This is a genomic window from Xanthomonas bonasiae, assembly GCF_017163705.1.
GTDB lineage: Bacteria > Pseudomonadota > Gammaproteobacteria > Xanthomonadales > Xanthomonadaceae > Xanthomonas_A > Xanthomonas_A bonasiae.
Genome location: NZ_JAFIWB010000032.1, coordinates 31,138 through 57,257 on the forward strand (window position 1 = coordinate 31,138; position 26,120 = coordinate 57,257).

Annotated in this window: 16 protein-coding genes; 4 read left to right on the top strand and 12 right to left on the bottom strand. The window is 71.0% G+C overall.

What is annotated here, in order from left to right:
• Nucleotides 1-781: 781 nt before the first annotated feature.
• From JR064_RS20430 to JR064_RS20485, 12 genes are all read right to left on the bottom strand, one after another.
• Nucleotides 782-5,323 carry a cellulose synthase subunit BcsC-related outer membrane protein gene (locus tag JR064_RS20430; protein WP_206230946.1) on the bottom strand — a complete coding sequence of 1,514 codons (4,542 nt, stop codon included), beginning with the start codon at nucleotides 5,321-5,323 and terminating at the stop codon, nucleotides 782-784.
• On the bottom strand, nucleotides 5,311-6,474 hold the full coding sequence (bcsZ, locus tag JR064_RS20435) for a cellulose synthase complex periplasmic endoglucanase BcsZ (protein ID WP_206230947.1): 1,164 nt from the start codon (nucleotides 6,472-6,474) through the stop codon (nucleotides 5,311-5,313). Before bcsZ ends, JR064_RS20430 begins: the two co-directional genes overlap by 13 nt.
• The gene (bcsB, locus tag JR064_RS20440) at nucleotides 6,471-8,786 is read right to left on the bottom strand and encodes a cellulose biosynthesis cyclic di-GMP-binding regulatory protein BcsB (RefSeq protein ID WP_206230948.1); all 2,316 of its coding nucleotides are present in this window, start codon (nucleotides 8,784-8,786) and stop codon (nucleotides 6,471-6,473) included. Before bcsB ends, bcsZ begins: the two co-directional genes overlap by 4 nt.
• A 47-nt stretch (nucleotides 8,787-8,833) precedes the next feature.
• Nucleotides 8,834-10,984 (bottom strand): UDP-forming cellulose synthase catalytic subunit, encoded by a 2,151-nt coding sequence (bcsA, locus tag JR064_RS20445; protein ID WP_179568477.1) that lies wholly within the window; start codon nucleotides 10,982-10,984, stop codon nucleotides 8,834-8,836.
• Nucleotides 10,985-11,080: 96 nt separating this feature from the next.
• Complete coding sequence (locus JR064_RS20450; protein WP_206230949.1) at nucleotides 11,081-11,503, bottom strand: hypothetical protein; 423 nt, start codon at nucleotides 11,501-11,503, stop codon at nucleotides 11,081-11,083.
• 50 nt (nucleotides 11,504-11,553) lie between these two features.
• Entirely contained in the window at nucleotides 11,554-12,012 is a 459-nt protein-coding gene (gene bcsD / locus JR064_RS20455) for a cellulose biosynthesis protein BcsD (RefSeq protein ID WP_179568481.1), read from the bottom strand.
• 216 nt (nucleotides 12,013-12,228) lie between these two features.
• Complete coding sequence (gene pncB / locus JR064_RS20460) at nucleotides 12,229-13,410, bottom strand: nicotinate phosphoribosyltransferase (protein WP_206230950.1); 1,182 nt, start codon at nucleotides 13,408-13,410, stop codon at nucleotides 12,229-12,231.
• Nucleotides 13,411-13,650: 240 nt separating this feature from the next.
• A complete protein-coding gene (locus JR064_RS20465) occupies nucleotides 13,651-14,640 on the bottom strand; it encodes a glycoside hydrolase family 113 (protein ID WP_206230951.1) in 990 nt (329 codons plus the stop codon).
• On the bottom strand, nucleotides 14,622-16,136 hold the full coding sequence (locus tag JR064_RS20470; protein ID WP_206230952.1) for a hypothetical protein: 1,515 nt from the start codon (nucleotides 16,134-16,136) through the stop codon (nucleotides 14,622-14,624). Before JR064_RS20470 ends, JR064_RS20465 begins: the two co-directional genes overlap by 19 nt.
• Entirely contained in the window at nucleotides 16,084-17,973 is a 1,890-nt protein-coding gene (locus JR064_RS20475) for a glycosyltransferase family 2 protein (protein WP_318241329.1), read from the bottom strand. Before JR064_RS20475 ends, JR064_RS20470 begins: the two co-directional genes overlap by 53 nt.
• A 49-nt stretch (nucleotides 17,974-18,022) precedes the next feature.
• Nucleotides 18,023-18,991, bottom strand: a complete 969-nt coding sequence (locus JR064_RS20480) for a hypothetical protein (RefSeq protein ID WP_206230953.1) — start codon at nucleotides 18,989-18,991, stop codon at nucleotides 18,023-18,025.
• A gap of 172 nt (nucleotides 18,992-19,163) precedes the next feature.
• The gene (locus tag JR064_RS20485; RefSeq protein ID WP_206230954.1) at nucleotides 19,164-20,009 is read right to left on the bottom strand and encodes a glycosyltransferase family 2 protein; all 846 of its coding nucleotides are present in this window, start codon (nucleotides 20,007-20,009) and stop codon (nucleotides 19,164-19,166) included.
• 369 nt (nucleotides 20,010-20,378) lie between these two features.
• On the opposite strand from JR064_RS20485, the gene JR064_RS20490 reads away from it, so the two are divergent.
• The 4 genes from JR064_RS20490 to JR064_RS20505 all read left to right on the top strand — a co-directional run bounded on the left by JR064_RS20490 (nucleotide 20,379) and on the right by JR064_RS20505 (nucleotide 25,856).
• Nucleotides 20,379-21,527, top strand: a complete 1,149-nt coding sequence (locus tag JR064_RS20490) for a phosphotransferase enzyme family protein (RefSeq protein WP_206230955.1) — start codon at nucleotides 20,379-20,381, stop codon at nucleotides 21,525-21,527.
• 153 nt (nucleotides 21,528-21,680) lie between these two features.
• Entirely contained in the window at nucleotides 21,681-23,843 is a 2,163-nt protein-coding gene (locus JR064_RS20495) for a TonB-dependent siderophore receptor (RefSeq protein ID WP_206230956.1), read from the top strand.
• Nucleotides 23,844-24,189: 346 nt separating this feature from the next.
• Nucleotides 24,190-24,771 (top strand): nicotinamide riboside transporter PnuC, encoded by a 582-nt coding sequence (pnuC, locus tag JR064_RS20500; protein WP_206230957.1) that lies wholly within the window; start codon nucleotides 24,190-24,192, stop codon nucleotides 24,769-24,771.
• A gap of 347 nt (nucleotides 24,772-25,118) precedes the next feature.
• A complete protein-coding gene (locus JR064_RS20505; protein WP_191825455.1) occupies nucleotides 25,119-25,856 on the top strand; it encodes a UTRA domain-containing protein in 738 nt (245 codons plus the stop codon).
• Nucleotides 25,857-26,120 lie beyond the last annotated feature (264 nt).

Below are 26,120 nucleotides of genomic sequence, written 5' to 3' on the forward strand. Positions count from 1 at the left end.
ACGCGCGCCGCGGCTTTGCGCCGTCGTCCCGAGGGGCTGAAAGCTTGAATTTGCAAGGCGGTCGGCCAGTCACGGCCGGGCGTCGCACAGGCACATGCGCCGCCAGGCGCGGCGCTTGCCCGCGGTCAGACGCTGGCGGTAGATCGGCTGGGATGGTGCACTGCAACGACGTCGGTCCCGGGCATCGCCGAGGCCGAGGCCGATGCCGACCCCCGCGTCGAAGCGGGCGGTTGCGCTTCGAGGCGCTCAGGCGATGCCGCGACGCGAACGGTGTCGGGGTCGAAGCCCCTCCTGCAGTGCACCCGGCCCCGCCATCCGCGAGTCCGCGGGAAGCGACTTCGGTCGCGACGAGCGAAGCCGCGGACCGGATCGCGTCGGGGCTGAAGCCCCTCCCACAAGTGCACCCAGCCGACATTCGCAAGCCCCCCTGTGGGAGCGACTTCAGTCGCGACGAGCGACGCCGCAGACCTGACGGCGCCAGACCGGGGCGGGTGCCGAAGCTCCTCCACAGTGCACCCAGCCGACATTCACAAGCCCCTTTGTGGGAGCGACTTCAGTCGCGACGAGCGACGCCGCGCGCCTGACGGCGCCGGACCGGGTCAGGGGCCGACGCCCCTCCCTCAGTGCACCCAGCCCGCCATCCGCAAGCCCCCTGTGGGAGCGGCGACTTCAGTCGCGACGAGCGACGCCGCGGGCCTGACGGCGCCGGGCCGCATCGGGGCCGAAGCCCCTCCTGCGGTGCGCCCAGCCCGCCAAACGCGAGCGCCCTACGTGCCCCCGCTTACTCGCCCACGTACGGCGAGGCCAGCACCTGCGGGCGGCGGCCAAGGCCGGCGCCGAGCCGGTCGAGCACGAAGCGCACGTAGAGGTTGGTGCTGAACTGGTTGTAGTCGCGGGCGTTGTTGAAGATCAGCCGCCCGCCCAGGAACAACTGCGGAGCCAGCTGCCACTCGGCGGCGCCGGCGACGTTGTAGGACACGCCGGTCTTGCTCTGCCCGGCGTAGACCGGCGCGGTGTAGGTGTCCACCAGGCCCAGCAGCGCGGCCAGCGATGCGGCGTCGTAGGCGTCCTGTTGCATCTGCGCGCTGGTCGGGAAGTAGTTGCTGTCGTCGCTGCGGAAATGCTGCACGCCGACGCTGGCGTCCACGCTCCAGTTGACCTTGCGCCCGGCCGAACGCCCGCTCCAGTGCACCGGGAAGCCGAGGTCGACATAGTCCTGCGGGCTGAAGTAGCCGCCCTGGCCGTAGGTGTAGCCGCTCAGGTTCTTGTCGTACTGCATCGCGGTCAGGTTGAGGCCGGCGGTCAGCGACTGGTTCTCGGTCTCCAGCGCGTGCACGTACACGCCCAGGTCCACCTGGCGGTGGTCGTTGTCGGCGACGTTGTGGCCGACCAGGCGATCGGCGGTCAGGTTGGCGTAGCCGCCGAGCAGGCCGTTGTCGAGCGTGGCCGACAGGCGCACGCCGTTGCTGGTCACGCCGCCCCAGCGCAGCCCGGCGCGGCCGTCGTCGACGCCGGCGAAGGACAGCAGGCTGTCGCTGACCGCGCGCCGGAACGCCTGGCCCGAATAGGTCAGGTTTTCGCCGATCTGGCCGCGGTAGCCGACGCCGCCGACGATGCGCTGCTCGGGGAAGCCCACCGGCGTGCTGCCGAGGTCGGCCGCGAAGCCGCCGCGCTTGTACTTCACCGACACGCCGACGCCGCTGGCGTCCTGGTCCATGCGCCGCGAGGCCGAGCCGTTGGCGGCCATCGTGTACAGCGCCTGGCTGAAGCCGGCCGGGGTCAGGCTGGCCGCGGTGGTGTTGGCCGCCAGCGCCTGGAAGCGGGCGATGTCGGCGGCGCTGAGATCGGCGCTGCGCGAGGCATCGCCGAGGATCGCGCTGGCCAGGGTGCTGATCGACACGTCCGCGGCGATGTTGCCGAGCAGGAACGCCGACAGCGGCTCGGCATACAGCGCCTGCAGCGCCGCGGCCTCGCGCTGCGCGTTGGTCAAGGTGGCGTCGGTGTCGTTGTACAGCTCGTTGTACAGGCCGGTGTTGACCGCATAGGTGCGCAACGCGTTGCGGGTGGCGTTGGTGTCGCCCTCGGTGAGCAGCAACTGGTACAGGTCGCTGCCGACCAGGTCGTCGATCGGGGTGCGGTCGGCGGCCAGCGCATCGCCCATCGCCGCGCTCGGGCCGGCGCCGAACCGGCTGGCGGTGGAATAGGCGGTGTCGAGCGTGCCGGCATCGAGCAGGGTCGGGGTGACATCGACGCTGAGCTTGCCTTCGCCGACCGCGAATTCGCCGTGCAGCGGCACTTCCAGATCGTTCAACTTGCCCAGCCCGGCCTCGCCGTCGCGGGCGCGGTAGGTGGCGCCGGCGGCCAGGCTGTCGCTGTTTTCCGACTGCACTTCGCGCAGTTCGTCGAGCACGGTGCCGGTGCGCGCCGGGGTGGCCAGCGCCTGCGCCTGGCGCGCGCTGCCGGTGGTGGCGACACGGTCGTCGGGATAGTAGGACGGGGCCAGGCTGGCCGCGGCCGGCGCGCGCTGGCCCGGCACCGGCAGCGCCGCCAGCTGCACGCCGCCGGCAGCGCCGGCGCTGGCCGGCGGCGGCAGGTCGTCGCCGCCGCTGGCATAGGCCGCGGCAGCCGCGGCCGGCATTGACGGGTATTGGCCCGCGCCGGCCGCGGCCGGCATCGCCGGGAGCGCGGCCTGGCCGGCCGCGGCATAGGCCGGCGCCGAATAGCCGCCACCGAGGCTGTCGGAGACCACCGCCGGGCTGCGCGGCATGCGCCCGCTCATGCCGGCGAACGGGTTCAACGGGCGCCCGGCGCCGGCGAAGGAGGCCGGACCGTTGGCGGCCGGCAGGCCGTTGTCGTGCTGGCCGGCCTCGCGCGCCTGCGCCGCCAGCGCGGCGCGGAAATAGCTCTCGGCCTTGCGGTTCTTGCCGGCGCTGCGGTACACGCGGCCGGCCGCGCTCAGCACCGCGGGCGAATCCGGCGCCTGCGCCAGCGCGCGCTGCAGATAGTCCTCGGCGCTGTCCAGGTCGCGCAGCGCGGCGGCGGTATTGGCCGCGGCGATCAGCGTGTCCAGGTCGTTGGGCGATTGCTGCAGCTGCTGCTGGTACAGCACCAGCGCCTGGCGCTGGTCGCCGGCGGCGGCGTACAGCCGCGCCAGCGCGGCCACCGCCTTGGGATCCTGGTTCTGCTGCGCCAGCAGCGGCGCCAGCGCGTCGTAGGCCGCTTCCAGGTTGCCCAGCTCGCGCAGCGCATCCACCTGGCGCAGCGTGTAGCCGCTGCGCAGCGCCTGGTAGCGGCGCTGTTGCTCGGCGGTCATGTCGGTATCGCGCAACTGGCGCAGCGTGGCCGCCAGTTCGGCGTCCTGCTGCGCGCGCAGCAGCACGCTGGCGTACTGCAGCCGCGCCTCGGTGCTCGGGTTCTGCGCGACCAGGCGCTGCGCCAGGGTCAGCGCGCGCTGGTTGCTGCCGATGTCGGCATAGGCGCCGGCCATCGACGCCAGCAGCGCCGGCTGTTCCAGCGCGCCGCCGAGCGCGGCCTCGGTGCGCGCCAGCAGCAGCTGCGCCTCGCCGGCGCGGCCCTGCTGTTGCAGCAGCCGCGCCTGCGCGGCCTGCTGCTCGACCCAGGCGGTGTTGCGCAGCGCGCTCATTTCCGCGGTCCGCGCCGCGCTGGGGATGCGTTCCAGGCTGGCGTAGGCACTGGCCCAGTCGCCGCGTTCCTGCGCCAGCAGCGCATTGGCGTACAGCGCCTCGGGCATGTCGCCGTGCACCGCGAGCAGGCCGTCCATCACGCTGCGCGCCTGGTCCGGACGCCCGGCCTGCTGGTACAGCCGCGCCAGGTCCAGCCGCACCCACGGATCGCCGGGACGCTCGACCATCGCCGCTTCCAGTTCGCTCTGCGCCGAGACCGTGTCGCCGGCCTCCAGCGCCTGCTTGGCGCGGGCGCGCTGCACGTTGGAGCGCAGCGTGGCTTCGCCGCCGGCCTTCTCGCGCTGCGCCGGGCTGAGCCTGGCGAACAGCGCGCTGGCCTCGTCGGCGCGGCCCTGGCGGCTGTACAGGCCGATCAGGCCCTGCAGCGCGCCGGCATTGTCGGCGCTCAGCGCCAGCGCCTGGCGATAGCTGCGTTCGGCCGCGGCCGCGTCGCTGGCCGATTGCAGATCGCCGAGCAACACGTAGCCGGTGGCTTCGTTGGGCTGCAATTTGAGCGACTGCTGGGTCAGGCGCAGCGCTTCGTCGCTGTCGCCGCGGCCGCGCGCGGCCTGCGCCTGCTGCAGTTGCAGCCAGTAGCGCGCGCTGTCCAGCGCCGAACGCCACTTGCCGTTGCCGGCCGCGGCCGGACGCAGCAGTTCCTGCGCTTCGCCGAAGCGCTGCTGGCGCAGGCGCACCGAGCCCAGGCCGCCGAGCGCGTCGGCATCGCGCGGGCGCGCGCGCAGCACCTGGGTGAAGCGCTGCTCGGCCACGGCCAGGTTGCCGGCGTTGAGCGCCTTGAACGCCTCGCCGAGTTGTTCGCCGGCCGGATCGCCGGCCTGCGCGGCACGCTGTTCGCCCAGCTTGGTGGCCTTGGCGGCGACCTCGGCATCGTTCGGATTGGCCGCCAGGAACGCCTGGTACAGCGGCGCATCGGCGTTGCCGGCATTGAGCCACAGCAGCGCCTGGCGCCAGGCGGCGCGCGCCGGGCCGCCGACGTCGGGACGCTTGCTCATCGCGCCGAGCTGGGCGATGCCTTCGCGCCGCGACGGCTCGCGGTAGGTCAGCACCTGCGCCAGCGCCAGCGCCGCGGCGCCGTTGTTGGGCTGCGCGGCGACCAGCCGGCGCAGGCCGTCGCGGGCGCCGTCCCAGCCCTGCGGGGTGCCGGCCAGGGCCTGGTAGTACTCCAGCGCCAGGTGGTCCGGCGGCGCCTTGCCGTCGAACAGCGCCTGGTACTCGCGCACCGCTTCCACGTAGCGGCCGGCCGAGGCGGCGCGGCGCGCGTTGCGCAGGTTGACGCTGTCGCCGCTGCCGCCGATCGCCTGGCTCAGCCGCTGCGTCTGCGGCGCCTGCGGATGGGTCTTCTGCAACTGCTGCAGGCGCTTGCGCGCCTCGCCCTGGCGGCCTTGCGCCAGGTCGATCTGGGCCAGGCCGAGCAGCGCATCGGGCTGGTTCGGGTCGACCCGCAGCAGCTTGCGCCAGGTGTCGGCGGCGAGATCGTCGCGGCCCTGGTCGTGCCAGTAGTTGCCCTGGCTGACCAGTTGCTGGGTGGCGTTGCCGGCCTGCGCGTGCGCGTTGCCGGCGAGCAGGCACAGGTCGATCATGCCGGCCAGATAGAGAGGCTTGAGTTTCATGCGGAACATTGGGTTCTCCAGGCGGGCTGCAGCAGGCCGTCTGCGGAAAAGCGATAGCGGTTATCGAGCCAGCCGCGCCCGAACAGGACCAGCACCCGATCGTAATAGGGAAGTTTCGCCGCGGCGGCGTCGCCGGGCGCGGGAATCTGTTGCGCCTGCGCCTTCAGCAGCAGCGGTTGGCGCAGCGCGCTGAGGTACGGCAGCAGCGCGGCGGCGAAGCCGGGCGGCGCGGTGCCGCTGCCGACGCCCAACCGCGTGTCCACCTTCTCGCTGAAATGGCCCTGCGCCTGCAATTGCTGCAGCGGACCGGACAGGTCCTCGAGCAGCGCCTTGCGCAGCGGCTCGCCGGCATCGAGCATGCCGGCCCACAGGTACACGCGGACCGCGTCGTAGCTGCCCAGCGCGCCCTTGTCCGGATCGACCGCGAACGCGCGGCCGTCCCAGCCGATCCAGTCCGGGGCGAAGCCGACCGGCGCGCTGTCGCGCAGCAGGCGTGCGCTGCGCTGCGCCAGCCCGGCCCACGGTCCTTTCGGATCGGCGGCGGCGAAACGGCGCAGCAGCTGGATCGGCAGGTAGCTGGGATTGAGCGTCCAGCGCGGCGGCTTGGCGAAGCCCTTCACCGCCGGCAGCAGCATGCCGCCGAACCCGGGCAAGTCGGCCAGTTCCTGGCGTCGCACCAGCGCCAGCGTCTGCATGCCGGCCTGGGTGTAGCCGGGCCGCTTCCACAGGCGCCCGGCCTCCAGCAATGCGTAGGCGATCCACAGGTCGGCGTCGCTGGCGGTGTTGTCGTCGAGCACGCGCCAGCTGCCGTCGTCGGCGCGGCCCCACAGCCAGGCCGGCAGCACCTGTTGCGGGCGGCCGCCGCTGAGGTTGTGCCGGGTCCAGCCGAGCAGCCGGTCGAACAGCACCTGGTCGTTGGCCACCAGCGCGAAGAACAGCGCGTAGGACTGGCCTTCGGAGGTGCTGCGCTGATCGGCATTGCTGAAATCGATCACCCGCCCGCTGTCGTCGATATGCTTGGCGACGAAGCCGGTCCACTCGCGCCACGGCGCGCAGGCGGCCGCGGCGGCGGTGGCCGGCAGCGACGGCAGCAGCGCCGCCGCGCCCGCGGCGAGCGCGCCGCCGAGCACGCGGCGGCGCTGTCGCGCGTGCGGGGTCATTGCCCTTCCCGCAACCGTTGCGCCGAATGCCGGCGCAGCACCACGCGCGCGGCCAGCGCCAGCAGCAGGCTCAGCAGCACCACCGCCAGGCCGAGCAGCAGCGGATGCTGCGAAAAGTACCAGCGCGCCCAGGTCGGCAGCGGCAGGTGGCCGACGTAATAGGACTGGTTGCCGGCCAGGCTGCGGATCTTGCCCTGCTGCAGCAGCACCACGCTGCCCTGGAAATCCTTCAGCGTGGCCGGCTCGAACCAGGCGTCGAACAGCTGGCCGACGCTGGCCGGATCCTCGGCCAGCAGCGCGACCACGCTGCGCCCGGGCTTGAGCGGCGACTCGAAGCCCATCAGCACCACGTCGCCCGGGGCCGGCTTCACCGCCACTTCGGCGGTGGTCGGCAGGTCGGTGCGGCGCGCATCGAAGGACAGGAAGCCGGGCAGCTTGTCCATCACCCAGTCGGTCATCGAGAAGCGCCGGCCGGTGGCGCCGTCGCCGATCGGCAGGTGCTCGCTCCAGCGCTGGAACAGCGGCTGCGAGCGCGAGGAGCCGAACACCAGCAGGTCGCTGTCGGCGTGCTGCTCCACTTCGCCGGCATGGATCAGGGTGGCGCGCAACGCCGGATAGCCGGTGGAGGCGCCGAGCTTGCCGAGCAGGGTCAGCAGGTTGGACACGTCCTGGTTGCTGGCTTCGTCCGGCACCACGATGGTGGATTCGGACAGGTCGGCCAGGCGCGTGAACGGATAGCCGGCATTGCCGAACGCCGCCAGGTTCGGCATCGCCATGTAGTGGTGGAACGAACTCAGGTCCACGCTCGAATCGGCGTCGATCGCGCCGGACACGTCGGGGAAGGTGTTCTTGCATTCGCCGGCCTGCGGGCGGTCGAAGAAGAAGTGGAAGCGCAGCTGGCTGTTGGCCGAGAACGGGCCGGTCGGCAGCAGCAGTTTCTGCTCCACCGGCATCGCGCCCTTGGCCTTGAGGTCGTGCCACCACTGCAGCGGCAGCGATTCGGCGTACGGGCGCCCGCTCAGCGGCAGCGTGGTGACGAAGGCATCGTTGATGCTGACGTTGAGCGCGGACTTGTTGCGCACGTCCGGCACCGTGTAGCGGTAGCGCAGATTGACCGGGATGCCGTCGCGCTGCCACACGAACAGGTCCGGCGGCAGCTGCAGGCCGACCCGGATCAGGTCCGGGTGGTAGCCAGTGACATTGAGCTGCGAGGTCTGTGCGACCAGGTCGGCGAAGCGCACCGGGCCGTCGCTGGAAATCCAGTTCGGCGCGTCGTAGGGCTTGCGCGGCTGCGCCTGCTTGAGTTCGCCGATCCTGGCCACGGCGCCGTTGAACGGCGTGCCCAGCGCCAGCGCGGTGGCCGCCTGCTGCAGGTCGTTGTCGTTGCGGCCGAGCACCAGCAGCAGCTTGCCGGCCGGATCGCGCGGATTGGTGACCACCGCCAGGGTCGGGCCGGCGATCTCGCCCAGGCCGTTCTCGGCGGTCGCCAGTTCGGCCGGCAGCGTGTTCGGTGTGGCGAACAGCACCGCGTTGCCGGTCGCCGGCACGTCGCCGATGGAGACGTTGAACACCGCGCCGCGGTAACCGGCCTGCGCGCCGAACCACGAGGACACGATGCCGGCGCTGCGCAGCGTGGCCAGGTCCGGCCGCTGCGGGAACACGAACGGCAGTTCCAGCCGGCGCGTGTCGCGCTTGTCGTAGAACGGCACCGGCAGCAGCGCCAGGTCGTTGGCCAGCACCAGCGGCGTGGTGCTCAGCGACAGCCGCGTGGCCGGGTCGATGTTGGCCCACAGGCTGGTGTGGTCGGGATCCTCGCATTCGCGGGTGTAGTGCCCGATCAGCTGCAGGTTGAGCTGGTTGTAGTCGCTGACCAGGCGCGGATCGATCGGCACGTCGGTCTGCTGCAGCTTGCCGGCGTTCTCGCGGGTCACCGGCAGGGTCGCCACGGTGACGCCGTTGACGGTGACCTTCAGGTGCGACAGCTCCGGCAGCAGCGCCGGCGAGTAGCTGTAGCTCAGGTGCAGCGTCGCCGCCTCGACCACTTCGTCGGTGCGCGCGCTGAACGCCACGCCGGCGCTGCCCTGGATGCCGCGCAGGGTGATTTCGTAGTCCATGCCGAGCTGCTTCAGCGTCGCCGAGCGCTCCTGCACGCCCAGGGTCGGTGCGGCGGGCGCCGGCGCGGCCGGTTCTTGCACCGCGGCCGTCGCGGAGGCGGCGGGCGCCGCCGGAGTGGCGGGAAGCGTCGGTTCCTGCGCCAGCGCCAGGCCGGACAGGATGGTGAGACAGCACGCGGCCAAGGCAGGTAGGCGCATCGAGGGCAACCGGAAGAAAGAGGAAAGGAAAGACGGGGGAACGCGGCTCACGGCGCGGATTCCTCGCCAGCCGGACGCGAACGGAAGCCGCCGCGCACGCTGTCGCCGACATGCTGGCCCAGGCGCTGGAAGCCGCGCATGCTCGCCGCGAACACCTGGCCCATCGATTTCCAGAAATTGTCGCGGTCGTGGCGGCCCCACTGCGACACCCAGATGTCGGCGCGGGCGAAGGTGCAGGCGACCAGCCAGCGCTCCTGTTCGATCGACATGGCGCGGAACTGCACGCTGATGTGTCCGTCGCGGTCGTGGCGCACGATCGCCGGCAGGCGCCGTTCGACATTGCGGTGCGACAGGCCCACGTCGACCAGCGTATCCGGCTCCACCGGCGCCGTCTCGACCAGGTTCAGGGCCATGCCGCCGGTGGAGAAGTTGACCGTGCGGCAGGCCAGCTCCTGGCCATCGGGCAGGTACAGCGTGGCCGGGATGTCCAGCGGCACGCGGTGCGAGCGGCGCACCTGGCGCATTTCGCTGGCGGTGGCGATGGTGGCGCCGAGCAGCAGCACGTTGTAGACGGTCCAGGCCAGGTTGAACCAGATCGTCTGCGCTTCGCCGGTGGCGTCGGTGTAGACCAGGCGCATCGCGCCGGCGGCCAGGCCGGCCAGGTTCAGCACCAGCAGGAACAGGTAGGGCTTGGCGATCTGCCGGTCGAAATAGCTGCGCGTGACCAGGCCGCCCTTGGGGGTGACGTTGAACTTGCCGAGCTTGGGATTGAACAGCGCCACCAGGGTCGGGCGCAGGATGTACCAGGCCAGCGTGGTCTCGTAGACCTCGTTCCACAGCAGATGGCGGAACTTGCCCTGGGTGCGCAGGTTGGTCAGGTTGGCCTGCATGATGTGCGGCAACGCGTAGGCCAGGATCATCAGCGCCGACGCGTGGATCACGTGCGCGCCGAAGAACAGGAAGGCCAGCGGCGCGGTCAGGTAGATGATGCGCGGCAGCCCGTAGAAGAAGTGCAGCATCGCGTTGGCGTAGCACAGCCGCTGCGACAGGCGCAGGCCCTTGCCGAGCAGCGGGTTGTCCAGCCGCGCGATCTGCGCCATGCCGCGCGCCCAGCGGATGCGCTGGGCGACGTGGCCGGACAGGCTCTCGGTGGCCAGGCCGGCGGCCTGCGGCACGGTGATGTAGGCGCTGCGGTAACCGCGCCGGTGCAGCTTCAGCGCGGTGTGCGCATCCTCGGTGACCGTCTCCACCGCCACCCCGCCGACTTCCTCCAGCGGCTTGCGCTTGATCACCGCGCACGAGCCGCAGAAGAAGGTCGCGTCCCACTGGTCGTTGCCGTCCTGCAGCAGGCCGTAGAACAGCTCGCCCTCGTTGGGCACCTTGCCGTGGTTGCCGAGGTTGCGCTCGAACGGATCGGCGGAGAAGAAGTAATGCGGCATCTGCACCACCGCGAGCATGCGGTCGCGCAGGAACCAGCCCATCGCCACCTGCAGGAACGAGCGGGTCGGGATGTGGTCGCAGTCGAAGATCGCCACGTACTCGCCGCTGGACTTCTTCAGCGCGGCGTTGATGTTGCCGGCCTTGGCGTGGAAGTTGTTGGTGCGGGTGACGTAGTGGATGCCGGCCTGCACGCAGAACTCGCGGAACTCGTCGCGGCGGCCGTCGTCGAGCAGATAGATGTTGAGCTTGTCCGCCGGCCAGTCCATCACGCTGGCGGCCAGGATGGTGGAGCGCACCACCGACAGCGGCTCGTTGTAGGTGGGAATGAACAGGTCCACCGTCGGCCACTGGCTCTGGTCGGCAGGCAGCGGCACCGGGCGCCGGTTCAGCGGCCACAGCACCTGGAAATAGCCCAGCACCAGGATCGTGAAGGCATATACCTCGGCCAGCAGCAGGCCCAGGCCGAGGCTCAGATCGACCGCGCTGCTCACGCCCATGGTCTGGGTGATGCGCCACCAGATGTAGCGCGAGGACACCGCCAGCGACAGCGCCATCATGATCAGCACGGCGAGCCGACTGCCGCTGCGGCGCAGCAGCATCGCCGCGGCGAACACCACCAGCGAGAACAGCAGCTGCTGCGGCACGTCCATCGGAATGGCGACCACGAACACCAACAACAAGGCGCCCAGCGCCCACAGCGACCAGGTGGCCAGTGTGTGCATGGGTTGACCGGTACGCGATGCGGACGCAGCGCTCATCAGCGATTCCTAACGAAGGGGGCGAAGCCGGCGCGCGTTTTTCCCCTCCGCGCGGCGACAGGACGACGATGCGCGGCAGCAACGGCCGCGCGCGGGTCAGCGGTTCTGGAAACGCTTGAGCGGGCTATCGGGCGCCGGCACGCGCGCGCGGTCGCTGTCGAGCAGGCGCTGGAACAACCGGGTCAGCGGCGTGGCCGTGCTGGCCGGTGCCGGCTCGGGCAGCGCGGGCCTGGCCTGCGACGCGCGCACCGGCTCGGTCGCGACCGTCCGGGCGGCGGGCGGCGCCACCGCCAGCCTGGGCTCGGCCGGCGCACGCACCACCGACAGCGTCGGCGCCGGTGCCGCGGCAGGCGGCAGCGGTGCCGCCGCCGGCGGTTCGGCGGCGGCAGGCTCCGGCGCGCTCAGCCGCGCCCCGGAAAAATCCTGGTACGCGCTGGCGCCCTGGCTGCCGAGCTTGGCGAACAGGCTGGAAATGTCGTCGGCCGCATCGGCGCCCGCATGGTCGGTCTTGTTGGACATCGATCACCCCCTAAGATGATTTTTGTAGCCGGTGGAATCGGATGGCCCGCTCAGGCGACCCGGCACAGCACGAAACGACGGACATCCTCCTCGACGGCCGGCACCGCGCGGATCCCCAGACCCGCCAACATGCCGGCCTGCTCGAACCAGGCGTGGTACACCCCTTCCAGGAATCCATCCGCCCCGGCCGTCTCCCCGGCCAGGGCGATCTGCAACGGCGAGCCGACGTGGGCCAGGTCGACCCGGTCGGCCTGCTCCTCGAAGCGCGCATAGCCCCACTCCATCCCCTCCCAGACCCGGTTGACCCCGGCCTGCACCTCGTCCAGCGTCGCGCAGGCCCCGATCGGATGCTCGCCGGCGAAACGGCGCCCGATCCGCGCCATCAGCAGCGCCAGGTCCTCCGTCGACAGCTCCGCCGCGAACTCCTGGGCCAACGCGCGCAGGAAACCGCGCCACTGCCGCGAACAGGCCTGGGTGCGGAAATGCGTCTGCAGCTCGGGAGAGCTCATCGGTGCTGCCTCTGATGGAAAAATGGCACGGCGAGTGCCTCGCAAGGGTATCCAGCAAGCGCGATGCCAATATGGCGAACATTGCCACTAATGCGACACAGTTCTCACTTTCACCGCCAATGGTAGCCCACTGCTGCGCCACAGCAAAGTCCCTCCCAGCCCAATCTCCCGCCATTTTCGTCGCAACCGTCCCGAGGCAGGCAGGCACACGTCCCACTATGGGTGATCGGCGGCCACGTCAAAGACCTGACGCAGATAGGCCAGGTACGCCGGGTCGTCGCACAGGTTCTTGCCCGGCGAGTCGCTGAACTTGGCCACCGGCTGGCCGTTGCAGCGGACCATCTTGATCACGATCTGCAGCGGGGTCGGCCCCAGGTCGTTGGTGAGGTTGGTGCCGACGCCGAAGGCGAGCATGCAGCGACCGTGGAAATGCGCGTACAGCCGCATCACCTTGTCGATGTCCAGGCCGTCGCTGAACACCAGGACCTTGCCGCGCGGGTCCACCCGGTGCCGCTGCAGATGCGCCAGCACCCGCTCGCCCCACTCGAACGGGTCGCCGGAATCGTGGCGCATGCCGTCGAACAGCTTGCAGAAGTACGCGTCGAAATCGCGCAGGAAGGCGTCCAGCCCGACCACGTCGGACAGGGCGATGCCGAGGTCGCCGCGGTATTCGCGCGCCCACGATTCCAGCGCCGCGGCCTGCGAATCGCGCAGCCGCGGACCCAGCGCCTGGAACGCCTGCAGGTATTCGTGGGCCATCGTGCCCAGCGGGGTCAGCCCGTAGCGATGCGCGAAATACACGTTGCTGGTGCCGACGAACTGCGCGCCCAGGGTCTGCTGCAGCACCGGCAACAGCTCGCCGTGCCAGGCCCGCGAATAGCGGCGGCGGGTGCCGTAGTCGGCGATCGCGCAGCCGCCGTAGCCGCTGCTGTCGCGCAACAGCGCGATCTTGGCCCGCAGCCGGCGCAGGCCCTCGTCGTGGTGGTCGCCGCCGGTGTTGCGGAACCAGACCTCGTTGACGATCGCCAGCAGCGGCACTTCGAACAGGATGGTGTGCAGCCACGGCCCGCGGATGCTGAGCTCGATCTCGCCCGGCACCGTGGCCGAGGCCTGCAGCTGCAGGTACTTGCGGTCCAGATGGAACAGCCCGAGGAAATCGGCGAAGTCCGGCTTGATGAAGCGCAGGCCGCGCAGGTAGTCCAGCTCCTCGGCGCGGAAGCGCAGCGCGCACAGCGCGTCGATCTCGTCGGAGATCTGCCCGATGAACTGCGCCAGGTCGATGCCCGGCGTACGGCACTTGAAGCGGTACTCCACCTGCGCGCCGGGATGCTGATGCAGCACCGCCTGCATCATCGTGAACTTGTAGAGGTCGGTGTCGAGCAGCGAATCGATGATCATCGCGCGATTATGCGCCCAGCGTGTTGCCGGCTCCCGCCTTTTCCTTCCCTTGCAGCAGCGGCTTCAGCCGCGACGAACGAAGCAGGGAATCCCACCCGCTTCGGAAACTGTCGGGGCTCAAGCCCCTCCCACAGTGCACCCAGCCAGCACGCCGCTAGCCCCCTGTAGGAGCGGCTTCAGCCGCGACCGGGCGTTACCGGCAAGTCTCGGTCGCGGCTGAAGCCGCTCCTACAGGAAGCGTCAGTGCGCAGCGCTGCGCGCCAGCACCGCCTGCGCCGGCTTGTGCTGCACGGTGAAATCGCTGTCGTGCGCGCCGCCGGCATCCGGATCGGTATACCAGCACCACAGCGCGATGCCGGCGATGCGTTGCTCGCCCAACACCCGGCGCCAGTCCTGCAGCACCTGCGCCTGCAAGGCGGTGTCCACCGCGGCGCTGCGTTGCTCGGGACTCTCCCAGGGCGCGGCCAGGCTGCCGCGCGCCGAGCGCAGCCCCAGTTCCGCCACCCACACCGGGCGTCCGCTGCGCGTGCCCAGCGCCTGCACCCGCGCGGCCGCCGCGCGCATCTGCGTCAAGCGCTGCGCCGGCACCGCCGACAACGCCGGATACAGGCTGGTGCCGACGAAATCGAAGCGCTCCCAGTAGCCGAACCGCTCGGCCTGCTCCAGGCCGTCGGCCACATAGCCGAGCGGACCGCGGTAGACCTGGCGCACCGCCGCGACCAGCTCGGGCCATTGCGGCGCGTCCTGCAGGCCGCGCAATTCGGTGCCGACGATCAAGGCCTCGGCCCGCTCGTCGGCGGCGACCTGCGCCAGCTGCAGCAGCGCGCGCCGGTAGGCGCCGAACCAGGCCGCGCGATCGGCCGGCGCGGCGTCGCCGGCCCAATGGCCGGGGATCCACAGATGCACCTTCAGCACCGGCTGCAGGCCGGCCGCGCGCATCTGCCGCAGCCCGGCGCGCACCTGTTCCATGCTGCTGTCGCTGCCCAGCACCGGATCGTCGGACTGCGGCGTGGCCTGCCAGACGAAGGCGACCAGCAGCGCGCGCTGCGCGCCGGCATCGGCCAACTGCTGCAGCGAGCGCTGCGCCGCGTCGCTGCCCCACGGCGCCTGCGCCGACACCTTGACGTTGGCGCCCATCCACGGCGCGGCCGCGGGCGTGGCCGCGCCGCAGCCGCACACGCTCATCGCGAACAACATGCCCAGCAGCCACCTCAAGGCGATCGACGCCATACCCGGTAGGACCCTTGTCGGTAGACCAGACTGTAGCCCGGCAGGCCCTGTCGCCACAGCTGCGGCAGGCGCCGGTTGACGCTGTCCAGGACCCCGGCCTGGCTTGCCGGGTCGGCCACCACCACCTGCGCCGGCATCTGCCGCGGGTCGTCCAGCGCGCGCTTGAAGCGCGGGTCGAACGGCAGGATCAGGCCTTGCGCATCGCCGCGCGCCACGATCACCGCGTAGCCGGCGCGATCGTCGAGCAGGGTCGGCAGCCGCGCCTCGGCCAGCCAGGCGCCCAGCCGCGCTTCGTCCGGGTGCCGCGGCGGCACCGGCGCGCGCAGGGCCGTCGCCCAGTCGCGGGTGGTCGACGCGGCGGTCTGCGCGATGACCCAGCCGCTGGCGACGGCGCCCAGCAGCAGCAGCGCCAACGCCGGCCAGCGCAACTCGCGGCGCAGGTCGCCCAGCACCAGCGCCGCCGGCACCACCATCAGCGCCAGGAAATCCAGCGGCTGCGCGCTGAAGCGCGCCCATGCCGCCAGCGTGCCGGCGCCGATCACGGTGACCGTCGCCACCAGCACCCAGCGCCAGGTGTTGCTCAGGCGCGTGCGCCGCACCAGCAACAGCAGCGGCGTGGTGACCAGGCCGGCCAGCGCCAGGTACAGCGGCGGCCACCACGGCCGCGCCATGGCCTGCTGCAGCCACGGCTGCAGCGCGGCCTGCGCGTAGCTGCCGCGGAACGCCGAATGCTGGTCGCGCACGAACAGCAGCGCATCGCCGAAGAACAGATAGTTGAGGTACATCCAGGTCGCGACCGCGAACAGGAACGGCAGGTAGCACACCAGGTAGAACGACAGCGGCGCGCGCCGCAGCATGCCCTGCGGCGCGATCACGCCCAGCCACGGCGCCATCGCCACGGCCAGGAAGCAGGCGCGTTCGTCGACGAAGAACAGCAGGCACAGGCCCAGCGCCAGGCGCAGGTAGGCGAAGGCTTCCGGATCGTCGCGGAAATGGCGCAGCGCGCGGCAGGTCAGGTAGAACACCAGCAGGCCCAGGCCCTGGTTGTTGCCCGACAGCGTCGGCCACAGGAAGAACGGCTGCAGCACCAGCGCCGCGCACAGGCCCCAGGCCCAGGCGCGGCCCAGGCCCGCGGCGAGGTCGCGCCACAGCAGGGTCACCATCGCCGCGCCGGCCAGCACGTCGGCCAGGTACGGCAGCAACGGCGTGGACAGCCCCGGCACGCCGCCGATCACCAGGCCCAGGTACAGCGAGGCCTGCGCGTACAGGAAGCCCAGGTATTCGGTGCGGAAACCGGCCGCGTCGCGCAACAGCAGCAGCTTGGCGTACTGCGCCATCGCGTCGTCGCTCATGTAGCCGTGCGCCAGCAAGCGCTGGCACAGCAGCGCCAGCAGCGCGGCGGTGACCACGAACACCGCGACGCCGCGCGGGCGCCGCGGCGTCTCAGTCGTCGAGTGCGGCGCGGCGCTCTTCGGCCATGTGCTTGCTGATGCCATGGGTGGTCTTTTCCCAGTAGAACGGATTGTGGATGAGCTGCCACAGGCCCTTGTAGGCGGCGACCGATTGCAGCAGCCAGTACAGCGGCACGGTCAGCGCGTACGGCGCCAGCCGGAAGTAGTCGCGCTTGAACGCCGCCAGCAAGGTCATGTAGATCAGGAAGCCGTTGCCCAGCAGCAGGTTGAGCAGGCTCAGGTACAGCAGCGCGGGCGGGAAGAACGGATTGAACGCATGCGTGTCGGTCAGCGCCCAGATCCCGTAGATCAGCCACATCGGCGGGGCGATCAGCGCGGTGAAGAAGGTGCCGCCGACGAAGAACTGGAAACCCCAGAAGCCGCGGAAGCCGACCGAGCGGTACAGCTGCACCGGATCGCGCATGTGCACCAGCCAGGTCTGCATGTAGCCCTTGAGCCAGCGCGAACGCTGCCGGATCCAGTTGGGAATGCTGACGTTGGCTTCCTCGAACGTGGTCGAGTTGACCACGCTGACCCGGTAGCCCTGCTGGGTCAGGCGCACGCCCAGGTCGGCGTCCTCGGTGACGTTGTACGGGTCCCAGGCGCGCACCTTGCGCAGGATGTCCAGGCGGAAGTGGTTGGAGGTGCCGCCCAGCGGGATCGGGATGCGCAGGGTTTCCAGCGCCGGCAGGTAGAAGTCGAACCACAGCGTGTATTCCAGCGTGAACATGCGCGTGAGCCAGTTCTCGTCGGCGTTGTAGTAGTTCAGCCGCGCCTGGATGCAGGCCACGTCGGCCGGCGACTTGCGGAACGCGGCGACCGCGCGCTTGAGCTGGTCCGGCTCCGGCTTGTCCTCGGCGTCGTAGATGGTGAGCATCTGCCCGCGCGCGAACTGCAGCGCGTAGTTGCACGCCTTCGGCTTGGTCTTGGGCTGCGACGGCGGCACCCGGATGATCTCGAAGAACGCCTCCAGGCCCAGCGCCTTGGCCGCCTCGATGGTCTCGGTGTCGTCGGCCTCCAGCACCAGCTTCACGTCCAGCTTGGAGGTCGGGTAGTCGAGCCGGCGCAGCGCGTTGGCCAGGATCGGCAACACGTCCGGCTCCTTGTACATCGGCACCAGCACCGTATACACCGGCAGGTCCTCGTCGCTGAGCGCGGCCACTTCCGCGTCGGTGACCTTGATCTCGATGCGGCGCCGCGCGCCCAGCCAGGCCAGCGCGAACTTCAGCGCGAACGTGGCCACGAAGGCGATCCCGACCACGCTGTTGATCGCGATCAGGCTCGGCACCGGCCAGATCGCCAGCGCCAGCAGCAACAGCGCCGCCACCGTGCACAGCGACACCACCTGCTTGCGGGTCACCACCTGCTTGGCCGAATGCTCCGGTGCGTGTTCGGCGAGCAGGTTCAGCGCATCGTGGGTGAGCTGCGCATCGGCCTGCTGCTGCAGGCCCCAGACCACATCGAACTTGGAGGTACCGACGAAGCGCACGTCCGCGCCGTACTGGCTGCGCGCCCAGGCGAAGGTCTCCGGGCCGGGATCGGCCACCGCCAGCACCAGCCGGCCCTCTTCCATCCGCCACGGCAGCACCAGGCGTTGCGCATAGTCGGCCAGGCGCTCCGGCTCGAACAGGGCGGAGTCGATCGGCTGCTGCAGCAGGTTGACGAAGTTCAGCCCGAAATGCGCCGACAGCACCGTGTAGAAGCGCAGCGCGGTGACCCCGCGCTGGGCCAGCACCACGTCACCCAGGCGCGAACGCCAACGCGCCTGCAACGCCAGCGCGTCCTGCAGCTGCGCCGCATCGATGACCCCGGCTTCGACCAGCGCGGTGCCGATCGGGGTCTGCCAGCCGCGCGGCTCGGGCACGCTGCCGAGCGGGCCGATCGCGTCGCCGGCGGTGCGGCTCGTCGCCGGATGGTTCACCGCGGCCACGTCAGAACCGCCACCAGGCGGCGACGAACGGGCCACCCGCGCCGCCGGTGTTGCGCCCGGCCACCGGCTGCTGGTAGCCGAGCTGCACCTGGGTGCCGCCGGGCAGCGTGTGCAGCAGCGAGGCCTGCAGCTTGGTCAGGTCGTAGTTGTTGCCGCGGATCGGGGTGCCGGGCGCGTAGACCGGATTGGGGCCGTTGCCGTTGCCCAGGCCCTGGATCACGTTGAGTTCGCCGATCAGCATCCAGCGCGGCGCCAGCGCCAGGCCGCTGCTGATGTCCAGGCGCGCCTCGTCGGCGGAGTCGCCGCCGCGCAGGCGCACCGCCGCGCCGAGGTCCACGTAGCCGTCGTGGTTGCCGGCCCGATAGCCGCGGCCGACGCTGTAGCGCAGTTCGGCGCCGTAGTCGCCCTGCCCCAGCGCCGGATGGTCGCGATCGTCGGCGCCCTGGCGGCTGTAGCCGGGGATCAGCGCCAGCACCTGCAGCGCGCCCTGCCACGGTCCGTCGCGGCCGTCCGGATCCAGGCGGTAGCGCAGGCCGATTTCCTGGTCGGCCCAGCCGGTGGTGTGCTGGTTGCCGTAGCCGCTGTCGTTGCGATAGCCGACCTTGCTGAAATAGAAGTTGCCGACCAGGGTCAGGTCCGCGCTCAGCCCGTACTCGGCATAGAGATTCAGCTGGTCCTGGCGGCTGCGCCCGGCATCGGGGAAATTCTGGTCCTGGCCGTGGCTGTTGTAGACCGCGCCGCCGTCGCTATGGCTGGCCTTGAGGATCGCCAGCGCGGCGCCGTCGTCCTGCACCCAGGCCCCGGCGAAACACGGTCCGGTCGCCAGTGCGGCCAGGCCCAGCGCCAGCGTCAACAGCCTGCGTGCGCGCCGGTCAGGTCGGTGCCGGGCGCGGCCATCGCCGGCCACGGAAGAGGGAGTCGCGCATACGCGCGACCACGAGCGCGGGCGCTCGCCGTACGACTGGTTCATCGCAATTGTTTCCTGGAGGGGGGGCCCCTGGAACAGGGAGCAGGAAACGATTCCGTAGCGGAACCGCGACAGGAACGTAGCACCTTTCCTGTGTGATTCAAATCACGCGATAAATGAATTGCTCATCACGCATACAGCCTGCGGCAGCGCACGCACCAGCCTGGTGCTGCGTTCAGCCAGGTCGGCGCCAACACAGCCTGGCGAAGGTCACCCAGGCGTGCAGCCAGATCACCGCCCACACCGCCGCACGCACCGGCGCGGTGCGCGCCGGCGCCTCGAACTTGCGGAAATAGCGCCACAGCCCGCGGTGCTTGTGCCATTCCACGAACCAGGGCCGCTTGCGGCTGGAAACGCCGCGCACGTGCAGCACGCGCAGGCGGTTGCACACCGCCACGGTGGCCCCGGCCTGGCGCGCGCGGCGGCACAGGTCCAGATCCTCGGCATGCAGGCGGTAGCCGGCGTCCCAGCCGCCGATGCGGTCGAACAGCGCGCGCGGCAGCAGCATCAGCGCGCCGGAGATCGCGTCCACGCGCTGCAACGGCTGCGCCGGATCGGCCGCCAGCGCCAACCGCGAACCGGCCAGCGGATGCCGCAGCATCGCCGCGAAGTCCGGATCGCGGCGGCGCACCGCGGCGTCGGCGCGGCCGTGTTCGTCGACCTGCTCGACCCCGAGCAGCGCGTCGCCGAGCGCGGCGACCTGCGCGCGCAGCAGCGCCAGCGTGTCGGCCTCCACCATCAGGTCCGGATTGACGAACGCCAGCCACGGCGCATCGCTGGCCGCCGCGCCCTGGTTGCAGGCGCTGGCGAACCCGGGATTGTCGGGGTTGGCGATGAAGCGCACGCGCCGATCCTCCAGCGCGTGGCGCTGCACGATCGCCAGGGTGTCGTCGCGCGAGGCGTTGTCGACCACGCGGATCTGGGCGACGTCCGCCGCCGCGCGCAGCCGCTGCAGACAGGCGTCGATGGTGCTGCCGCTCTCGTAGGTCACCACCACCACGGCCATCTGCTGTTCGCTCATGCGCCGATTATCCGGGCAAAGCCGCGCGCGCAGAAGGCGTCGCACCTGGCCGGCGTTCGCGCGCGGCGATTCGGCGGCGTGGGCGCCGCGCCGACGCGGTAGAATCTCCGGTTCCATGCCTTGCGCGGTGTAGATGACGGCTAGCGCCCACTACCGCGCGCTGCCGCCAGGATCGAGATGCATCGGCCGCCCAGTTCGCTGGCGGCCGTGCATGCCGATGGCCCGGCAGCGTCGCCGCTTTTCGACCGATGTCACCGTCGGCCGCAGCCGCAAACCTCCGCATCACTGGTCTAGACCAACGCCCGAAAGGCGCGAAGCGCCGCGCCATTGCGACGCCACGCCTGCGTTCCCGCCGCCGGGACAGGCCCGATGAGCGCGCACCAGATCCACGGCATGAGCCTGGCCCCGGCCGCGGCGGACTGGCCGCCCCTGCGCAGCGACGAGGTCGACGCGCTGTTGCGGCACATGGGCTTGCCCGACGCGGTCCACGCCTTGCGCTGGCACAGCCCGCGCCCGTTCTCCGCCGCGGCCGAGGTCGAGACTTCCGTGGGCACCCTGTTCGTCAAGCGCCATCACCGCAGGCTGCGCGATACGCGCACGCTGGACGAGGAGCACCGTTTCATCGAGCACCTGCGCGCACGCGGCATGCCGGTGCCGGGACTGCTGCGCGCGCCCGACGGCACCAGCGCGATCGCGCTCGGCGACTGGACCTACGAAGTGCAGCGCGCCGCCGCGGGCGAAGACCTGTACCGCGACACGGCGTCGTGGCGGCCGTTCGCCGACACCGCCCATGCGCAGGCCGCCGGGCGCGCACTCGCGCTGCTGCACCAGGCCGCCGCCGGCTACACGGCGCCGCCGCGCAGCACCACCCAGTTGGTCGCCAACCTGCGCCTGTTCGGCGGCGCCGATCCGCTGCAGGCGCTGCAGCAGGACCTGCGCGCGCGGCCGGCGCTGGCCGCCTGGCTGCAGCGGCGCGACTGGCGCGGCGACCTGCGCCGGCATCTGCTGCCCTGGCACGCGCGCGCCTGGCCGCTGCTGCGAACGCCAGCGCCGCCGCTGTGGACGCATGGCGACTGGCACGCCTCCAACCTGCTGTGGCGCGGCCACGGCGCGGCGAGCGAGGTCAGCGCGGTGTTCGATTTCGGCCTGGCCGACCGCAACTTCGCGCTGTTCGACCTGGCCACCGCGATCGAACGCAACCTGGTGCCGTGGCTGGACCTGGACATCGGCGGCCGCGCGCCCGCCGATCTCGACCAGCTCGGCGCGCTGCTGCACGGCTACGCGCAGCTGCTGCCGCTGGACGCGGCGCAGCTGCGCCTGCTGGCCGCGCTGTTGCCGATCGCGCATGCCGACTTCGCGCTCGCCGAGATCGACTATTTCGCCGGCATCACCGGCTCCGACGCGAACGCCGAGATCGCCTATCGCCGCTACCTGCTCGGCCATGCCGACTGGTTCGGCGGCGAGGAAGGCCAGCGCCTGCTGCGGCAATTGCAGCGGCACGCGGACGCCGCGCGATGAGCGTTTCGCGTTCGCTGCCGCGCGCGCCGGCGCGCCCGGTGCGCGCGCATGCCGCGCCGCGCTGCCGGCAGCGCGCCCGCCCACGTTTCCGCCGTTGCCCGCGCGCAGCGGCATCCGTCCTTTCCGTTCCGTCTCCCGCTTAGAGGTTCTCCCATGTCCCATGCCTTCCCCGCACTCGCGCCGCTCGCCCTGGCCTTGGCGCTGGCCGCGACCGCCGCACCGGCGCGCGCCGCCGATGCGGACACGCAGACGCCGGTCGAACTGGACGCGGTCAATGTGCAGGGCGAGCAGCCGCGCAACCGCTCCACGCTGGGCGGCTACGGCGACGCCGCGCTGCTGGACACGCCCGCCTCGATCGGGGTGATCGACCGCACGCAGCTGGACGACCGCCAGGTGCGCGTGCTCAGCGAGGTGCTGCGCGCCGACGCCTCGGTCGGCGACAGCTATGCGCCGATCGGCTACTACGAGAACTTCGTGGTGCGCGGCTATTCGCTCAACGCCGCCAACAGCTACCGCATCAACGGCCTGACCGTCACCGGCGAGCAGAACGTGGCGCTGGAGAACAAGCAGCAGGTGCAGGTGCTCAAGGGCCTGTCCGGGCTGCAGTCCGGCCTCACCGAGCCGGCCGGGGTGATCGACTACACGACCAAGCGCCCGCAGCAGGTGCGCACGCTGACGCTCGGTACCGACGACGACGGCGGCCGCTACGCCGCGCTGGACCTGGGCGACTGGTTCGGCCGCGACCGCCAGTTCGGGCTGCGCGTCAACGCCGCGCACGAGGACATCCGCAGCTACGTCGAGCATGCCGACGGCCACCGCAATTTCCTGTCGCTGGCCGCGGACTGGAACATCGATCCGCAATCGGCGCTGCAGCTGGACGTGGAATACCAGGACCGGCAACAGCGCTCGGTGCCCGGCTATCAACTGCTCGGCGGCGAGCGCGTGCCCGGCGACGTGTCGGTGCACCGGCTGCTGGCCTACCAGCCCTGGTCCAAGCCGGTCGGCATCGACTCGCTCAACGCGCAACTGCGCTATCACTACCGCTTCAACGACGCCTGGCGCGCGCAGTTGGCGGCAGCGCACAGCCGCGCGGTGATCGACGACTATTCCAGCTTCGCCTGGGGCTGCTACGGCGCGGCCAGCTGCGCCAGCGACGCGATCCCCAACTACTTCAGCCGCGAAGGCGACTACGACCTCTACGACTACCGCAGCCCCGACGACACGCGCCGCAACGACCAGGTGCAGGCGACCGTGTCCGGCACGTTCGCCACCGGCGCGCTGCAGCACCAGCTCAACATCGGCGTGGACTACCTGCAGCGCACCATCGACCAGCACGGCTCGATCAACGAATGGATCGGCAGCGGCACTATCGACGCCGATCCGCCGCTGCTGGCCCAGGCCGACGCCGAACTCGGCCCCAAGCGCCGGCGCCTGGACAGCACCCAGCAGTCGCTGCTGGCCAGCGACCGCATCGGCATCGGCGAGGCCTGGCAGTTGCTGCTGGGTGCGCGCCAGGTGCGCTACGACGAGCGCGCCTGGGATCGCGACGGCGCGCTGACCCGCCACACCCGCCGTTCGGAATTGCTGCCGCAGGCGGCGCTGCTGTTCAAGCCGCGGGACACGCTGTCGCTGTACGCCAGCTTCGCCAAGGGCCTGGCGCCGGGCGGCACCGCGTCGTGGTTCGCCAGCAACGCCGATGCGATCCTCGCCCCGACCAGCGCCTACCAGACCGAAGCCGGCCTGAAATACGAGCGCGACGGCCTGGCGCTGGGTGCGGCCGTGTTCGACATCCGCCAGGCCTATCAGTATGCGCAGCCGCAGGCCGACGGCAGCTTCCTGTATGTGCAGCAGGGCCGCCTGCACAACCGCGGCATCGAACTGTCGGCCGACGGCGCGATCGGCGAGCGGCTGCACCTGCAGGCCAGCGTCGCCGGCATCCGCGCGCGCGCCGAAGACACCGGCACGCCGGCCTACGAAGGCCACCAGGCCTTGAACGTGCCCAGGCTGCGCGCCAGCGCCCAGGCCAGTTGGGACGTGCCCGGGGCGAGCGGCCTGGCGCTGCTGGGCGGCGCGCAGTACAGCGGCGCCAAGTACGCCGACCGCAGCGGCCGCGTCGCCGTCGGCGGCTACACCGTCTACACCCTGGGCGCGCGCTACGCGACGCGGCTGGGCACGCTGCCGACCACGCTGCGGCTAAGCGTGGACAACCTCACCGACAAGCGCTACTGGCGCGACGTCGGCGACTACATGGGCGACGACTATCTGTTCCTGGGCGCGCCGCGCACGGCGCGGCTGGCGCTGCAGTTCGATTTTTGAGGGCCGGGAGTGGGGATGCGGGATTGGGGATTCGTAAAGGCCGGGAGCAGAACACGAATCGTCGCTGTCGCAGCAGCGGCTCTAGCCGCTACCCGACTTCCCTGGAATGCCTGTCGCGGCTGAAGCCGCTCCCACAAGGGCCGGGAGTGGGGAATCGGGATTGGGGATTCGTAAAAGCCAAGCGCAGGACACGGAGCGTCACTGTCTTAAGAGCGGCCTTGGCCGCGACAGGACTTCCTGGAAAGCCCGTCGCGGTTGAAGCGCTCCCACAAACGAGCGCATTGTTTCGCGCTCGCGGAACCTCTCCAATCCCTAATCTCCAATCCCCAATCCCGGCCTTCCAACAATGTCCCCTCTCGAACTCCTCGCTGTGCTGGTCAACGTGCTCGGCGTCTGGCTGACCGCACGCCGGGTGCGCTGGTGCTGGCCGGTCAACGTCGTCGCGGTGCTGCTGTACGCGTGGCTGTTCTACCAATGGAAGCTGTACTCGGACATGCTGCTGCAGGGCGTCTACGTGTTCCTGCAGGGCTACGGCTGGTGGCGCTGGAGCCAGGGCCGGCTGGAGCACGGCAAGGTCCAGGTCGGCCCGCTGCCGCGGCGCGAAGCGGCGCTGTCGCTGCTGGCGGGCGCCGCCGGCGCGCTGTCGCTGGGCTGGCTGATGCATCGCCATACCGATGCCGCGCTGCCCTGGCTGGACGCGGCGCTGTCCGCCTTCAGCCTGGTCGCCAGCTTCTGGGCGGCGCGCAAGCGCATCGCCAACTGGACCCTGTGGATCGTGCTGGACTGCGTCTACGTCGGCGTCTTCGTCTACAAGGGGCTGTATCCCACCGCGGCGCTGTACGCCGGTTTCGTGGTGCTGGCGATCTACGGCCTGCGGCTGTGGCGGGCGGACCTGCGGCGCGCCGTCGCCGCGCAGCCGTTGCCATGAGCCGGCGCATCCGCATGCGCTGCGATCCACGCAGGCCGGTGTCGGCGTGCAGGCCGGGACGATCGTCGTGACCGGCGCGCAAGAAGCGCAGACGATGCACGTCAGCCTGCCTTAGCCCGGCGTGCCGGTCGCGCCGCAGTGCCACGAGCGCGCGCGGCATCGCTATGCTGGAGCCTCTCGACTCTGCATTGCAGTGAGCGGAGCGTTGTGGGAGCGGCTGCGGATGGCCCGGGTCGTCCGCCGCGACGGGCTTTGCAAGCGAGGCCTGTCGAGACCGCAGCCGCTCCCACCAGCATCGTTGCCTGCGACCATGGGCAAGAACAGTGCAGCACCGCCACGGAGACCCCATGCCCACGCCGTTGAATCCCGCCGCCGGCTTCGGCCAGCGCATCGTCGATGCACTGCTCGCGCGCATCGTCGGCGGCGAATGGGCCGCGGACCAGCGCCTGCCGGTGGAACGCGAACTGGCCGCGCTGTTCGGCTGCACCCGCATCACCTTGCGCGAGGCGCTGCAGCAACTGGAATCGGAAGGCTACATCTACCGCGAGAACCGGCGTGGCTGGTTCGTCAGCGCAGCGCGCGTGCGCCACGATCCCACCAGCATCGCCGGCTTCATGCAGTACGTCGCCGCGCAAGGCGGCACGCCGCGTACCGAACTGCTCGGCGCGCGCCGCCAGCCGGCCGGCGCGACGCTGGCGCGGCACCTGGAACTGGACGATGCCGGGGCCGAGGTATTCGTGCTGCAGCGCCGGCGCTGGATCGGCCGCCGCGCGGTGCTGCTGGAGACCAATGCGATTCTCGCCGCATGGGCGCCGACCCTGCTCGATCACGACCTGGCCGGCTCGCTCAGCGCGGTGCTGGGACAACGGCTCGGGTTGCGCCAGGCGCGCAGCCGGCTGTCGATGTACCCGGCCACGCTGGTCGCCGAGCAGGCCGCGCTGCTGCAGTCCACCGCCGGCACGCCGTGCTTCCGGCTGCAGCGGGTGAGCTACGCCGCCGACGGCCGCGCGGTGGAATTCGACATCGAGTCCTGGCGCCACGACGTGCTGGAAGTGACAGTGGACGTGCAGGCCCCGCCTGAGTGAGGCCGGCGCGCGTCCGGCGGTGGCGGGCGGTTGCGGCCGCGTCCGCCCGCTCCGGCAATGGCATCGCGAATGCGCCGATCAAGCCGCGCGCGGCGGGTGTGCCCAAGCCAACGACCATTACGGACCTCTTGCACCTTGTGGGAGCGACTTCAGTCGCGACGGGCTTTACCGGTAGAGCCCGTCGCGACTGAAGGGCACCTCGAACAACCGGTCAGATCATCGCGATGGCCTCTCAGCATCCGGCGCCCCAGTCTGAGAGCAGCA